This window comes from Flavobacterium sp. PLA-DH12 (genome assembly GCF_059511845.1).
This window is the reverse complement of the sequence record NZ_JCAMPD010000009.1, coordinates 181,761-197,500: the sequence shown is the minus strand read 5'-3', so window position 1 is coordinate 197,500 and position 15,740 is coordinate 181,761. Positions and strand designations below refer to the sequence as shown.

The 15,740-nt window shown below is 34.9% G+C and carries 11 protein-coding genes and 3 tRNA genes; 12 read left to right on the top strand and 2 right to left on the bottom strand.

All coding sequences use genetic code 11. The annotated features are described in order from the left end of the window. The first annotated feature begins 247 nt into the window (after positions 1 to 247). The 11 genes from AC5ZCW_RS17840 to AC5ZCW_RS17790 all read left to right on the top strand — a co-directional run bounded on the left by AC5ZCW_RS17840 (position 248) and on the right by AC5ZCW_RS17790 (position 12,708). Positions 248 to 2,815, top strand: a complete 2,568-nt coding sequence (locus tag AC5ZCW_RS17840) for a M1 family aminopeptidase (protein WP_496121057.1) — start codon at positions 248 to 250, stop codon at positions 2,813 to 2,815. Further along, positions 2,812 to 3,738, top strand: a complete 927-nt coding sequence (locus AC5ZCW_RS17835) for a DUF58 domain-containing protein (RefSeq protein WP_496121056.1) — start codon at positions 2,812 to 2,814, stop codon at positions 3,736 to 3,738. The genes AC5ZCW_RS17840 and AC5ZCW_RS17835 overlap by 4 nt, the downstream gene beginning before the upstream one ends. An 86-nt stretch (positions 3,739 to 3,824) precedes the next feature. Further along, a tRNA-Asp gene (locus AC5ZCW_RS17830) sits at positions 3,825 to 3,898 on the top strand. A gap of 711 nt (positions 3,899 to 4,609) precedes the next feature. Beyond that, a tRNA-Asp gene (locus AC5ZCW_RS17825) sits at positions 4,610 to 4,683 on the top strand. Positions 4,684 to 5,003: 320 nt separating this feature from the next. Beyond that, positions 5,004 to 5,825 (top strand): AraC family transcriptional regulator, encoded by an 822-nt coding sequence (locus AC5ZCW_RS17820; protein ID WP_177211229.1) that lies wholly within the window; start codon positions 5,004 to 5,006, stop codon positions 5,823 to 5,825. A 272-nt stretch (positions 5,826 to 6,097) separates the two neighbouring features. Then, the gene (locus AC5ZCW_RS17815) at positions 6,098 to 7,453 is read left to right on the top strand and encodes a TolC family protein (protein ID WP_496121054.1); all 1,356 of its coding nucleotides are present in this window, start codon (positions 6,098 to 6,100) and stop codon (positions 7,451 to 7,453) included. A gap of 88 nt (positions 7,454 to 7,541) precedes the next feature. Continuing rightward, complete coding sequence (locus AC5ZCW_RS17810) at positions 7,542 to 8,591, top strand: HlyD family secretion protein (protein WP_496121053.1); 1,050 nt, start codon at positions 7,542 to 7,544, stop codon at positions 8,589 to 8,591. 2 nt (positions 8,592 to 8,593) lie between these two features. Then, positions 8,594 to 10,177, top strand: coding sequence for an MFS transporter (locus tag AC5ZCW_RS17805; RefSeq protein WP_496121052.1), 1,584 nt, complete (start codon positions 8,594 to 8,596; stop codon positions 10,175 to 10,177). A 106-nt stretch (positions 10,178 to 10,283) separates the two neighbouring features. Then, positions 10,284 to 11,294 (top strand): NHL repeat-containing protein, encoded by a 1,011-nt coding sequence (locus tag AC5ZCW_RS17800; RefSeq protein ID WP_496121051.1) that lies wholly within the window; start codon positions 10,284 to 10,286, stop codon positions 11,292 to 11,294. Between the two features lie 79 nt (positions 11,295 to 11,373). Further along, entirely contained in the window at positions 11,374 to 12,039 is a 666-nt protein-coding gene (locus AC5ZCW_RS17795) for an HAD family hydrolase (protein ID WP_496121050.1), read from the top strand. A 435-nt stretch (positions 12,040 to 12,474) separates the two neighbouring features. Continuing rightward, entirely contained in the window at positions 12,475 to 12,708 is a 234-nt protein-coding gene (locus AC5ZCW_RS17790; protein WP_119789077.1) for a hypothetical protein, read from the top strand. A gap of 189 nt (positions 12,709 to 12,897) precedes the next feature. Here the strand turns inward: AC5ZCW_RS17790 and AC5ZCW_RS17785 are convergent, their stop codons facing one another. Next, positions 12,898 to 13,851, bottom strand: a complete 954-nt coding sequence (locus AC5ZCW_RS17785; protein WP_496121048.1) for a hypothetical protein — start codon at positions 13,849 to 13,851, stop codon at positions 12,898 to 12,900. A 200-nt stretch (positions 13,852 to 14,051) separates the two neighbouring features. Next, positions 14,052 to 14,133, bottom strand: a tRNA-Leu gene (locus tag AC5ZCW_RS17780). Between the two features lie 110 nt (positions 14,134 to 14,243). Here AC5ZCW_RS17780 and AC5ZCW_RS17775 point away from each other — a divergent pair. After that, the gene (locus AC5ZCW_RS17775) at positions 14,244 to 15,632 is read left to right on the top strand and encodes a dipeptidase (RefSeq protein ID WP_281634608.1); all 1,389 of its coding nucleotides are present in this window, start codon (positions 14,244 to 14,246) and stop codon (positions 15,630 to 15,632) included. Positions 15,633 to 15,740: the final 108 nt, after the last annotated feature.

The window sequence follows — 15,740 nt, the reverse complement described above, 5'->3', positions numbered from 1 at the left end:
ATGCTCATACGAATGGACAGCCGGAAAAAGTATTGCGAACAATACAATCAAAGGCATTAAGAGATTTATAAATTTAAGTTTCTTTTTCATTCGTGAAGATTAACTTCTAGATGAGGTTTTTTATGCTGTTTAATGCAATAGTGTTGCAAATATAGAAATCTTATTTTTAAATGCAATATTGTTGCAATAATTGTTTGTGAAAAATCAATGCTTTTGTTAATTTTAGCAAATCTTATATTCCTTAAAAATGAAAATTTTCTACAGCCTTCTTTGTTTTTTTATCTTGATTTTCAATAGTTTTTCTCAGTCAAAAGCAAATGAATTATTTGAAAACGGCGTTTCTGAGCAGCTGGCAAATTTTCGTAAAAAACAGATTTCAGATCTTCAATACACTTTGTTTTTCGAAATTCCGAATCAGAAAACAGAAAATATAAACTCTCAATTATTTGTAAACTTGAATTTATCTGATTTAAGTCAGCCATTAATTTTAGATTTTAAAGAGAAAACTTCCAATATAAAAACGGTTGAAGCAAACGGAAAAAAGCTTTCGATTGTTCATGAAAACGGACATATTATAATTCCGGTTTCCGCTTTGATTTTAGGAAAAAATACAGTTTCCATTTCATTTATTGCAGGAAATTTATCTTTAAATCGAAACGATGATTTCCTATACACTTTATTAGTTCCAGACCGCGCCAGTACTTTATTTCCTTGTTTTGATCAGCCCGATTTAAAAGCGACCTATAAACTGAGACTTTCTGTGCCAAAAGATTGGTTGGTTTTAGCTGGAGCCAATGTCGTAGAGAAACTTGAAAAAGGAGATTTTACGTCTTATACTTTTGGTGAATCAGACAAAATGAGCACGTACTTATTTTCTTTCGTTGCAGGAAAATTCAAAAGCGCGATACACAAGCCAGGTTTAGAAATGACAATGTTGTATCGTGAAAACAGTCCAGAGAAATTTCGTGTAAGCGCTGATACTATTTTCAATTTGCATCAGCAATCTTTAGACTTTTTAGAAAAATATACCAATTATAAATTTCCGTTTCAGAAGTTAGATTTCGCTTCAATTCCTGTTTTTCAATATGGTGGAATGGAGCATGTCGGCGCAATTCAATACAGAGAATCAACTTTGTTTTTGGATAACAGCGCAACCGACACCGAAAAACTAAATCGTGCAAAATTGATCGCACACGAAACCTCACACATGTGGTTTGGTGATTTGGTAACCATGAAATGGTTCGATGACGTTTGGATGAAAGAGGTTTTTGCCAACTTTATGGCGGATAAAATAATGAATCCGATTTTTCCGAAAGTCAATCATAATCTGCAGTTTTTTACGGCGCATTATCCGAGCGCTTTCGCGGAAGATCGATCTTTAGGAACACATCCGATCAAACAACATTTGGCGAATTTGAAAGATGCAGGTTCGCTTTACGGTGCTATTATTTACAACAAAGCACCCATTATGATGCGTCAGTTAGAAGCTTCGATGGGCAAGGAACCGTTCCAGAAAGGAATTCAAAAATACATTCAGAAATACGCCAACGACAATGCCGATTGGAATAATCTGGTAGAACTTCTCGATGCTGAAACTTCGCTTGATATGAAAAAATGGAGTGATGTCTGGGTAAATAAATCAGGGAGAGCCATTTTTACGGATCAAATCGAATATGATGTTAAAAACCGAATCAAAAGTTTTGAAATTCAGCAAAAAGCAGAAGATAAATCAGAGAATATATGGCCTCAGGTTTTTCAGATAGGTTTAGTTTATGCTAAAGAGGTAAAAGTTTTATCAATCAATATTAATGACAAAAATACTGTTGTAAAAGAAGCTATAGGAATTGAAAAACCGCTTGCGATTGTTTACAATTATAATGGTTTTGGATACGGTGTTTTTCCGCTTGACGGGAATAATTTAAATTATATTGCTGATTTGAAAGATGAAATGGCTAGAGCTTCCAGTTATAGTAATCTTTATGAAAATACTTTGATTGGTAATGTTTCGACAGAAAAAGCTTTTGATTGTTTTTTAAAGGGAATTCAAACAGAACAAAACGAATTGGTTTTGAGAATTGTTTCGGGAAGTTTAAATACGATTTATTGGAGATTATTGACGGGAAAAGAACAAAGTAAAGTTCACAAACAGCTTGAAGGTGTTTTATATGAGCGTTTACAGGCCAATTTATCTGCGAATATCAAAAAGACTTTATTCGGATTGTTTAGTTCGATTGCTTATTCTGATTCGGCAAAAGCCAGTTTGTATAAAGTTTGGAACAGAGAAATTTCTATTCCGAATTTGAAATTAAACGAAGACGATTATACCAACATGGCGATGAATCTAGCGATTTTTAAACATCCAAAAGCCGATGAAATTTTGGAGAAAACTAGAACCTCGTTTACAAATCCGGACAAACAAAAGCGTTTTGAATTCTTGCTTCCGTCTTTATCGAAAGATGAATCGGTTCGAAATGCTTTTATGGAATCTTTAAAAGACGATGCAAACCGTGAAAAAGAATCCTGGGTTTCGGTTGGTTTGGCAAATGTAAATCATCCGCTTCGTCAGGAAAGTGCGCAGAAATATATTAGATTTTCATTAGATTTGGTTGATGAAATTCAGCGTACGGGAGATATTTTCTTTCCGAAAGATTGGTTGGATAATACGATTGGGAAATATTCGTCGAAATTTGCTTTTGATGAAGTACAGCGATTCTTAAAAGAAAACCCTAATTTTAGTCCGATCTTGAAACGCAAATTGTTTCAGGCGACAGATTTGCTTTATAAAGCACAAAATATTAAAAAAGAAACCGAATGAAAATCGAATCGGAAATAGAAAAAGTCTCCAGTTTTCAGCATCTCGAAATGCTGGCGAATCAGGTTGTGGAAGGTTTTATATCGGGAATGCACAAGAGTCCGTTTCATGGATTTTCGGCCGAATTTGCCGAACATAAAGTCTATAACGCTGGAGAAAGCACCAAACATATCGACTGGAAATTGTTTGCCAAAACCGATCGTTTGTACACGAAACGCTTTGAGGAAGAAACCAATTTGCGCTGTCATCTAATCGTTGATAATTCGTCATCGATGCATTATCCTGAACTGAAATCAAATCAACCTTTTTATGAAAAGAAGATTGGTTTTGCAGTTTTGGCTTCGGCAGTTTTAATGAATATTTTAAAGAAACAGCGCGATGCCGTTGGTTTGAGCGTTTTCTCGGATAAATACGAATATTACGCACCAGAAAAAGGAAGTGATCGCCATCATAGAATGCTTTTGAACAAACTGGAAGAATTATTGGTTCGGCCAAAAGTCAAAAAAACGACTGACACGATTACCTATTTGCATCAGATTGCGGAGAAAATGCATCGCCGTTCGATGATTATTTTGTTTACCGATATGTTTCAGACCGAAGATGACGAGAAATTATTCAATGCATTACAGCATCTAAAACATAATAAACACAAAGTAGTTTTGTTTCATGTAGTTGATAATGAAACCGAATTGAAGTTTGATTTTGATAACACGCCAAGAAAGTTTATCGACTTAGAATCAGGAGAAGAGGTTTCTATTTTTGCTGATAATGTAAAAGAGCAATATGAAAAAAGGGTAGAAGCTTATTTTAAAAACTTGGCTTTAACCTGCGCAAAAAACCAAATTAAGTACGTTCCGGTAAATGTTGGCGATAATTTTGAAAAAATATTGACGACATATTTGATTGAAAAACAAAACTTTGGGTAATATTTTAAAAAATAATTTCATTTTTTTTATAAAAACACTTGCAGAAACGAAATTCTGTTATATCTTTGCAACCGCAATAACGCAGAGGTTTGGTAGTTCAGTTGGTTAGAATACATGCCTGTCACGCATGGGGTCGCGGGTTCGAGTCCCGTCCAGACCGCAATATTGGGGAAGCCTTTCTTAACAGAAAGGCTTTTTTGCCCAAATACGGTATCTAAGATTAGTTGTGTTGTTTTGCTACGACTTTGTAACTCGTAGCTGGTTTAGTAGTTAGACCAATGAAAAGCTTTCCACTTTTGTGGATGGCTTTTTTGATTTAAAACACTTTTGGTTTTTACCGCAAAGAGCGCAATCCCGATAGCTATCGGGAACGCAAAGAACACAAAGATATTTTCTAAAGAATGCAAAGTTCGCAAAGCTTAATTAATTTTAAGCTTTGCGATTTTTTTTGCTTAATTCTGATTTTAACGTAACAGTTTGTCATTTAGACGAAGGAGAAATCTTCGCAAGTAATTCTACAAAGATTTTCCATTCATTATATAAAAACATAGCCCATGGTTTCAACCACGGGGACACAATGGATACAAATGCGTCTCCCGTGGCTGAAACCACGGGCTATGTTTAAATCAGGTTGAATATTTCTATATGAAAAAGCCTTTGTCAAAGCTTTAAACTTTATGGCCTTTGTGTTCCTGATAGCATCGGGATAGCGCTTTTAGCGGTTAAGTAAAAGAAATTTCCTGCTTTTTGATTAAAACTTGGATTTTTAAAATATTGGAATTTAGTCAATTAAAAAATTGTCTAAATTTTATTTGAAAAAACGCTTGCAGAAACGAAAATCTGTTGTATTTTTGCACTCGCAATAACGCAGGGTTTGGTAGTTCAGTTGGTTAGAATACATGCCTGTCACGCATGGGGTCGCGGGTTCGAGTCCCGTCCAGACCGCCTAAGTTGTTAAAAGCCTTTCTTAACGGAAAGGCTTTTTTGTTTTTGTTATTTAACCGCAAAGCACACTAAGATTTACGCAAAGTTCGCAAAGTTTAATTTAGCCACAGATTATACAGATTAACACAGATTTTAAAAAATCCTTCTAATCCTTTTAATCTGTGGCTAAAAATTTTAAGTATAAAAGCTTTGCGAACTTTGTATTTTTTCATTGCGGCCTTTGCGGTTAAATCTACACAATCCAATTTTTGGAATTTCAGATTTTGGAATTTAATTTCCTTATCTTTAATATAACGAAAAAACCGCTGTATTAAACACCAATGGAACATTCTGGTCAGAAACTCGATAAATACTACATCAGGAAAGTAGATGCTGATAAAAAAAGCATATACTGTCACCACGATTTAATGGGTGAATTATTTATTCCGCCACACAGACATGTTAAAGCACAATTGCTTTATGCAGAAGGCGATGTTGTTTTTGTGACTACAGAAACCAAAACTTATTTTTTGCCAGCAAGGCATTTTATCTGGATTCCGAGTGGAGTGGAGCATAGCATCGAGCCGAAATCGGAAAGTGTGACAATGCGAAATCTGTATTTTCCTGTTGAAAAAGACGAAGATGACTTTTATAAAGTAGAAGGAATTTATCCCGTTAATAACTTATTGCTTCAAATGATGCTTTTTACCAATCGATGGAATGGTGATCTTAAAAAAGGGACTCCGAACTTTGCCATTGCAAAAGCGATAAAAGCGATTCTTCCGCAAATATGCACAAATAATCTTCCTTTAGAATTACCACAGCCAAAAGACAAACGACTTAGTAAAATCCTTCGTTATATTGAAAATAACTTGGGAGAAACGATTCTCTTTGCCGATGTTGCTCATGAATTTGGTTTCAGCGAACGCTCTTTGTATCGCTTGTTTCAAAAAGATCTGGGCATGTCGTTTATTCAATATTATACCATTAGAAGAATTCTTAAAGCGATCGAACTTTTATTAGAAAGAAAACTTTCGGTAAAAGAGGTAGCCGAAGAAGTTGGTTACAATAGCGTTCCGACTTTCAGTAACACATTCTTCAAGATTTTAGGACAAAGACCTTCCGATTACTTAAACGGTGAGGAGATTTTAGAAAGCAAATGATTTGTTTTTTCTCTCGCAAATTTGGCAGATTGTGCAGATTTTTACTTTAATTCATTAATTATCTGCTTGATCTCCCAAATCTGCGGGAGAAATCAAAAAATAATCACAATCAAAATCTATTTTGTAATAAATTGTTTTTCAATGTTTTAATATAACGTTTTCGGAAAACACGATTTTAACATTTGTCTGAAATGAATATGTTCTTGGCTTTTTAGAATTATCAGTCACCAGAAAAATGAAGGAACTTTGCAGCATCAAATATTTAATTATTCATGTTCCTTAAAACAACAAATTCTACAGACGATTGTTTTCCCAGAATCCTGCTGTTATTCTTAATTGTATTAGCATTCAATGGCTTACAAGCGCAGGAAGTTCATACTGTTTCATTGCAAGATGCTTTGAAGCTAGCTAAAGAAAACAACAAAAAAATCCTCAGATCTCAATTGGAGGTCACGCTCTCAGAGCAGAATATCAAAGAAAGAAAAGAACTCCGACTGCCAGACGTACAGTTAAACGGTATGTATTCTCGAATTACGAATATTACCGAATTCAAAGGAAGCGGGTTTTTAAAAGACAAAGAAGTTACACCGGCAATTCCTGAAATTTATGAGGTCAATTCGACTTTTAAAATGCCAATTTATGCCGGAAATAAGATTAATAATGCCATCAAAATTGCCAATCAGGAAAGCGAAATAGCTAAAATAAAAACCGAAAAGGCCGAAAATGATATCGAACTTGAAGTGGTGGCAAACTATCTGGCAATTTATAAAATGATGGAACTTCAGAAAATATTCGAAGAAAACATCAAAGAAGAAAAAAGCCGATTGAAAGAAGTACAATCGCTTCAAAAACATGGAACGGTTACGAAAAACGAAGTTATTCGTGCCGAATTGCAGCTTTCAGATCGCGAATTGAATGCGTTAACTAACTCCAAAAACATTAAAATCGCACTTCACGATCTGAAAACGCTGATCCAGATTCCAGAAAACGAAGAAATTGCGATTGATACAACGTCGAGTCTGGACGAAATGAATGGTTTGGATCCGTATGATTTTTATATGAGTAAAGCTTTGCAAAACGAAGAAATGCGTATTGCAAGCCAGGAGCTGAATATCAGTAAAACCGAACTGAAAATGGTAAAAGGGAATTATTTGCCAAGTGTTCATTTCTTTGGGAATTACGGTTTTTATTATCCGAACTATAAATTCTTTCCGCCCAATCCGTATTTGTATACTTTAGGACAGGTTGGTATTGAAGCCACTTTTGATTTTTCGTCTTTATATAAAAATAAAACCAAAATGGAGCAGGCGAGCACCAAAATCAAATGGCAGGAAATGCAGAATGAAATTGTAAAAGAGGAAATTCAAGACAAGTTGTATAAAGAGCATACGCAGTATCAGGAAATTCTTGAAAAGTTTGTTGTTGTGGATAAGGCATTGGATTTGGCCGACGAAAATTACCGCATTGTAAAGCTGAAATACTTAAACCAGCTGGTTTTAATTACCGAAATGGTTGACGCCGATAATGCTTTGCTTCAAGCAAAATACAACAAAATTTCTACACGATTGGATGCGGTTTTAAAACATTACGAATTGCTTCATACGGCTGGAATGCTTCCGCAGAGCTAGATTGCGAAAGACTGGGCTAAAGCCTTAAGAAGAAAGAGACAAGAAGAAAGATTTTTAGAAAGAACTAAGTTAAAGAGAAAAGAAAAAGATGGTTAAGATAAAAAATGAAACTAGAAGAAATAAAACGTTTCATATACTAATAACAATTATTGCGTGTGTGCTTGTTATAAGCGGTGTTATTTTAGGAATTTGGTTTTATGTGTTCAACAGAAATCACGAAGAGACTAATGATGCGCAAGTCGAACAATATGTAACGCCAATTATGTCGCGTATTACGGGTTATGTGCAGGAAGTTCGTTTTAACGAAAATCAGTTTGTGCATAAAGGAGATACTTTGGTTGTAATTGACAATCGTGAATATAAATCAAAATTGAATGTGGCTCTTGCCGATGTTCAAAATGCGCAGCAAAACAGCGTTGTGGCGCAGAAAAACGCTGTAAATACGGCAAGTGAGACAGCGATTAACGAAGCGCAGTTAGAAGCTGCGAAATCGAATCTTTGGAAAACTAAATTGGAATACGAAAGATACAAAGCTTTGGTAAGCGAAGAAGCAGCTACTTCTCAGCAATTAGAGAAAGTAAAAGCTGACTACGAATCGGCTCAGGCGCATTTTCAGGAAATGAAAAATAGAATCCATTCATCTGCTTTAAGCACTTCTGTTGCCGAAGCAAATGTTCCGACAACACAAACCAATATTGCATCAAAACAAGCTGTTGCAGATAATGCTGCTTTATTTCTTTCGTACACTATAATTACAGCGCCTTATGACGGTTGGGTTGGAAAACGAACTTTACAGCCAGGACAATTGGTAAAAGAAGGTCAGTCTTTATTATCAATTGTAAGTAAAGAAAAATGGATTACGGCCAATTTTAAAGAAACGCAATTGCAATATTTAACCGTGGGGCAAGATGTTGAAATTAAAGCCGATGCTTTGAGCGATAAAACTTTTGTTGGTACAATTGCATCTTTATCGCCAGCGAGTGGGGCAAGATTTTCATTGTTTCCTCCAGATAATGCAACGGGTAACTTCGTAAAAATCGAGCAAAGAATTCCGGTTAGAATTCAGTTGAAAGACAGCGACAAACAAGCCGACTTTTTAAGAGCGGGAATGAATATTACTGTGATCGCAGCACACTAAAAATGGAAGATAAAAGTATTTTTAAATCATGGGTTCCAAAATGGGCAATTATTACGATTTTGTTTGTTTGCCTTTTGCATTCCATGATTTTATTGGGAGTTTATACGTCAAACGTAACGTATGCGGCAAGTTTTTTGGATATTGAGCCAGAAGATTTGCAGTACGCGATGTGCGTAACGTACGGAACTCTGCTGGCTACAATTCTCATAGAAAGCCGATTTTCGAGTTTTTTCCCTGCCAAAAATTACCTCATGGGCGTTTATTCCTTAATTGGAGTTACGATTGTGGCATCGGGTTATGTCGATAATTTTGCGGTTTTTTTATTGCTGAGAGTTGCCGAAGGAATCTTAATGGCGCTTCCTGCCATTACCATCAGACAATTGCTTATTGAGCAGTTTGATTCTAAAAATGCCATTATAATTGGTTTTTCCTTTTATTATGGTTCTCTACTGTTGTCAACGCCTTTTATTATGAATATTGCGGTTTGGTTTCTGGATCATTATGACTGGAAATACATGCTGTATGTTTCAGGCGGACTGCAGGTTTTAAATGTCTTTTTAATCTTGGTTACTTTTCGTGGGCACCGAACAACAAAGAAAATCCCGTTGTATCAAATCGACTGGATGAGCTATTTTTTGGTTTTAACAGCTATTCTTTGCGGTGCCTACTTTTTTGTGTATGCCGAGAAAAAATATTGGTTCGAATCTTCTCAAATGGTTTTAATGCTTATTACGGCACTTATTACAGGGGGTTTGTTCATCTTTAAAGAGCTTTTGGTTAAAAGGCCAACTTTTAATTTTGAAGTTTTTAAATATGCCAATCTGAGAATTGGGTTTTTATTGTTTTTCTTGTTTTACATCAGCAGAGCAACGCTAAGTCTTTGCCATTCGGCGATGTATTCGATTTGGAATTGGGATCCGTCTCGAGTTGCGGGCGTGCAATACATTAACGGACTCGGAAATATTATCGGATTGGTTTTGGCGGCTTTTTTCTTGATGAAATCGCTTTCGACCAAAATCATTTTTCTGATTGGTTTTTCGCTAATTGCCTTGTATCATTTTTGGTTTACGTTTCTATTTGTGCCCGATGTGGCTTTGTCAGATATTATTGTTCCGTACTTTTTGCAGGGCATCGGAGTTGGATTGTTATTTGTTCCGTTAATTCTCTTTACTACATCTTCGGTTCCTGCAAATATGGCGGTTTCTTCAGGAATTGTGGGCGTTTCTGGGCGTTTCTGGGGAAGTACAATTGGTTTTTGCGTCATGCAGAATGCAACTGTATTTTTAAACAAAAAACACTTTTTGAAACTTAGTCAGTTTGTGACTGGCGAAAATCCCGAAGCACAACAAAACATTGCAAATGCTACACAGAGTTTTATTGCCAAAGGATATTCCGCAGATAATGCGAATGTTTTAGCTATGAAAAAGATCTTTGGAAGCATTGCCAAACAATCGACTCTGTTGGCAGATATGGAGATTTATACCATTGTAGGTTACGGTTTGTTGGTTTTGATAATTCTTATTGCGTGCAATCAGCATTTGAGACAGACGATGACTTTGGTTAAAAGTAAGATTTGGATTGGGTAAGAAAGTTAAATTGTAGTTTTTTTATTGGAAATAATGTTTTTTGAAAGATTATTCCATTAGTTTTGTTTTAACTAATTCAAAATCAAATCCAAAATCTTAAGAACCTATGAGAAAAATCGTCTTCTTTCTATTTATTATCACAATGATTTCTTGTTCGAGTGATGACAATGAAAATACAGCTATTATTCAATATGATAAAGTAAGCACTGTTGCGGCAGGGGTCTTTAAGCCAAGAGATTTATTTCCTACAGCATTGACTATTGACGGAAATGGAAATATATATGTAGGAAGTTTTGAATCTGATCAGATAAGAAAAGTAGATAAAAATGGCGTTGTATCAGTTCTTGCTGGATCTGGAGAATATAGTGAGATAGATATAAATGGGCAGGGCGAAGAAGCTGTTTTTACAACAATTGTTGATTTAAATACAGATTCTAAAGGAAATATATACTTTTCAGGTTCTCATGATAGAACTTTGAGAAAAATTACTCCAGACGGCTTAGTGACTACTTATCTGACAGAAGCAGAAATGGGACGCCAGGCTTTTGGTTTTCTTATTGACAAAGAGGATAATTTGTATATTTCTGATGCAACATCCATATTAAAATTTAATCCAAAAGGAACATCAACTGTTTTAGCTGGAAAACCTGATACATGGGGACATAATGACGGTAAAGGCGAAGAGGCACGTTTTAGTTCTGCGCAGTTTATGGCTAAGGATAGTAGAGGTAATTTATACATGAAAGAAAATGTTGGTGCCGAAGGGATTCGAAAAATAACACCAGAAGGACTTGTAACTACAATTAAAATTACGGTAAAACAAGATGGAGTCTATGTGCCGTATGTAGGTTTAGAAGACGCACAAGGGTTGGCTATAGATAAAAATGACATTATATACATATCAACATCTAATAATAATATTTTACAGATTACGCCTGACGGAAAAGGGAAATATTTATTAGGAGAAGGTGATAGGCCTAGCGGATATAAAGATGGTTTGGTTGGTGAAGCATTAACCTCTAATGTAGGAAGAATCGCTTTTGATGAAAATGGAGATCTTATTATGATCGAGAATAGAAAAGACGGAATTAACGTACGTAAATTATCTCGAAAATAATCAAAATTTAATTTTATATAATATAGGTAGATAAAGCGATTCAGTATATTTGAAGATAATAAAATAACAAAACAAGTATATGAGCCAGCAATGTGTAATTTTTGATATGGACGGTGTGATTTCGCATACAAATCCGCATCATGTGATCGCTTTTGAAAAGTTTTTCGATAAATATAATATTCCGTACACGAAAGAAGAATTTGAAGAACATATGTACGGAAAACACAATAGTTATATCATGACGCATTTCTTCAAACGTCCGATTGCGGGAGAAGAACTGATAAGATTAGAAGACGAAAAAGAAGGAATGTTTCGTGAGATCTACAAAGACAAAGTCGAAACGATTCCGCATTATATGGACTTTCTAAACGAATTAAAATCTCGTGGTTTCAAAACTGCAGTTGCAACATCTGCGCCTCGTGCAAATCTGGATTTAATTGCAAATGCTTTGAAGCTTGGTGATAAAATGGATTCGATGATGTCAAGTGAAGATGTTACGTTTCATAAACCAAATCCTGAGGTATATTTAAAATCAGCAGAAAGAGTTGGAGTTTCTCCTTCTGATTGCGTGGTTTTGGAAGATTCTTTTTCGGGAATTACAGCAGGATTAAATGCCGGAATGAAAGTAGTGGGCGTTTTGAGCACGCATACAAAAGAACAGCTTCCGCCATGCGATTTTTATATTAATGATTATAGTGAAATCAATGTCGATAAGATTATTGAAATATTAAATTCCAAAAAATAAATTCCTCCCGAGAACTGTCGGGGCAAAAAATACTATACAAGAGACCTTTGTCAAAGTTTTAAACTTTGACAAAGGTTTTTTTTCATATTGTAACCACAATCTTGTCATTTCGACGAAGGAGACTCGAGCGATAGCGAATAGGCGAAGCAAGTCCACACAAGTAGCTCCATAAAGTAATGTGTCAATCTGTGTCGAGCTTCTCACGAAGATTTCTCCTTCGTCGAAATGACAAACTACATAGATTCACTTTGTTTAATAATAAAACTATATGAATTGCCTCCTGCTTTAGCTGGAGGTTTTTTTATGTTTAAAAAGGGAAAGGCTTTAGCCGAAAATTGATTTCTATAAGAAAAAAATAATTAAAGTTGAACGCATATATGGGGTCAAATGAAATTAAGTTCTAAGGATTTTTGCAATAATTTAAATTAAAAAAATATGGGCAAAAATCATTTTTCAAAAGAAGTTGAAATTAGATTAAAGGATTTTTTTACAAATACAATTGATTCTGATGAAATGGCAAGAGCTATACGGCAAGTAAATTATATTCTTTCTTTAAGTATCATTAGGGGTTGCGAAACTGTAGAAACCGAATTCAATAATCTTGAAGATAATTTTTACTGGCTCAATAAATTAGCAGAAGTTCTCGACCCTTATTTAGATGTTGATTAAGTAAAAGAAATTATCTTCATTTCGACGAAAGGAGAAACCAAAAGCAAAACCGACAAAAAATTCCAGATGGATTTCCGCAATTTTTTTCGTAGTGTACAAACTGTTGGTGATGCTGAAAAGCTCCTTTCGTCAAGGTGAAATAGAAAAGTAAATATTGAGAAGAAATTATCAGATAGTTAATAATGTTTTTTAATGAATTTCATAATTTTGATCATTAAACAATTGTCTGTATGTCCAAATTATTCTTCCTAAAGGAGTGAATTCATCTTTGGTGTCCCTTTCAAAAGCAATGCCTCTTTGAATCATTTCATCAAGTGCGTTACCACTTAAGCTTGTTGTTTCTCTTGTGAAAAAACCTCCAACATGTAAAAAAGTTTTCCACAAATTTTCATTTTTTAACTCTTTGACTTTATCAATAATTTCTGGTGGAAATTTTTCAATAGAACTATAGAACAATATATTTTCTGGATTAAAAAAGAGTTGCTCGTATTTTTCTATAATTTCTGATTTAAAGTCTAAATCTTTTTGAAGCTGTCCTGATGATTTTTCTAGTTGTGAAATTTGCTTGTTTTTGGAATCTCCTTCTAGTTGAGATTTTTCTAGCATTTTTTTTGTAACATCAAGCTCTCTAACGGTTTTACTAATGGTTTCACTTTGCTTCAAAAGATCTTGATCCTTTTGTTTAATTTGTTCAGTTTGTTCGTCATAATTTTTTGACAATATTCTAACATTTTTTCTTTGTTCTTCATACTTTTCAGCATATTCATCTCTTTCTGAAACTGTCTCGTCATGAGTTGATTTTAAAACAACATTTTTATTAATAATTTTTCCAGTTATAAAAGGCATGATTCTGAACTCGATTAGCATTGATAGAGTTCTTGTTCCTACTACTATTAAATATCCACATAGAGATATTATTAGGGCATAGAAAATATCATTAACTATTTTTTCAGTGCTTAACTCGTGTTCTGCAAGATTTCTTATTAATGAAACCTTTGCATTTCTAGTATAATTTTTGTCAAAATTAAATAGAGAATACCATAGCTCCCAATGATGGATGATTAGAATTAAAATGAGTGTTCCGAAAAATGGATTACTTAGTTTATCTTTAATATTCTGGAAAAATGAGTTTAAATAATCCATTATTTACTAATATGTTTTACTGGTTATTTTGAGATTTTTAATCAAAGTATTTGGGAAAACTTTAATCGTTTCTCAAAAATAAAAATACAAACCAATAAAATGAGATTGTAGTAAATTGCTTATCAACAACTTTAATAACAAAAAACGAAATGCAGTAAAAATAAAAAAGCTTCTGAAAAATATTCAGAAGCTTTTTTTTGTGCGGATAATAGGACTCGAACCTACACGCCTTGCGGCACCAGATCCTAAGTCTGGCACGTCTACCAATTTCGCCATATCCGCGGTAATTGTGGGTGCAAAGATAGGCATACTTTTGAATTATCAAAGCATTTTTTGAAAATTTTTTTTAATTCTCTTTTTCGTACTTTTGGTTTTCTATAAAAATAATTTAAATGGAAAATATTAAGTCCTACGTTCAACAACATAAAGATCGGTTTATCAACGAATTGATCGAATTATTAAAGATTCCGTCGGTTTCTGCCGACACTGCATATTCTCAAGATGTTATTGACACAGCAGAGGCTGTAAAAGAAAGTTTATCAAAAGCAGGGTGCGATTATGTCGAAACTTGCGACACTCCAGGTTACCCAATTATCTACGGAGAGAAAATTATAGATCCAAATCTTCCAACGGTTTTAGTTTACGGCCACTACGATGTACAACCGCCAGATCCATTAGAATTATGGACTTCACCACCTTTTGAACCCGTTATTAAAACTACAGATATTCATCCAGAAGGCGCCATCTTCGCGCGTGGAGCTTGTGACGACAAAGGTCAGATGTACATGCACGTAAAAGCGCTTGAGTTAATGGTGCAAAGCAATACGTTGCCTTGTAACGTAAAATTCATGATCGAAGGCGAGGAAGAAGTAGGTTCTGCAAGTTTGGCTTGGTTCGTAGAACGCAATCAGGAAAAATTGAAAAACGACGTTATCTTGATTTCAGATACAGGAATGATTTCAAACCAACAACCGTCTATCACAACAGGTTTAAGAGGTTTGAGTTATGTTGAGGTAGAAGTTACAGGTCCAAACCGCGATTTGCATTCAGGTTTATACGGTGGAGCTGTGGCGAACCCAATTAATATTCTGGCGAAAATGATTGCTTCGCTTCACGACGAAAACAATCATATTACAATTCCAGGTTTCTACGATAAAGTAGAAGAACTGTCTGCAGAAGAAAGAGCAGAAATGGCAAAAGCGCCTTTCAGCTTAGAAAAATATAAAAATGCTTTAAACATTGCCGATGTTTACGGTGAAAAAGGATATGTAACCAACGAGCGTAACTCAATTCGTCCGACTTTAGACGTAAACGGAATCTGGGGCGGTTATACTGGCGAAGGTGCTAAAACGGTTATTGCGAGTAAAGCTTTCGCTAAAATCTCAATGCGTTTGGTTCCAAATCAGGAATGGGAAGAAATTACAGAACTTTTCACGAAACATTTTATAAGTCTTGCTCCAGCTGGAGTTACGGTAAAAGTAACGCCTCACCACGGTGGTCAAGGTTATGTAACGCCAATTGACAGCATCGGATATCAGGCAGCAAATAAAGCATATACAGAAACGTTTGGAGTTCCTGCAATTCCAGTTCGTTCTGGTGGAAGTATTCCGATTGTGGCTTTATTCGAAAAAGAATTAAAAAGCAAAACGATCTTAATGGGATTTGGTTTGGATAGCGATGCGATTCACTCGCCAAATGAGCACTTCGGAATCTTTAATTACTTGAAAGGTATTGAGACTATTCCGTTGTTTTATAAGTATTTTGTGGAATTAAGTAAATAAGGTGTTTTGCCGCGAAGGCGCTAAGACACTAAGTTTTGTTGTGTTTTTGCTCGCAATCCCGATAGCTATCGGGAGCTAAAGTCGCAAAGATTTTTTGATGCTTTGTCA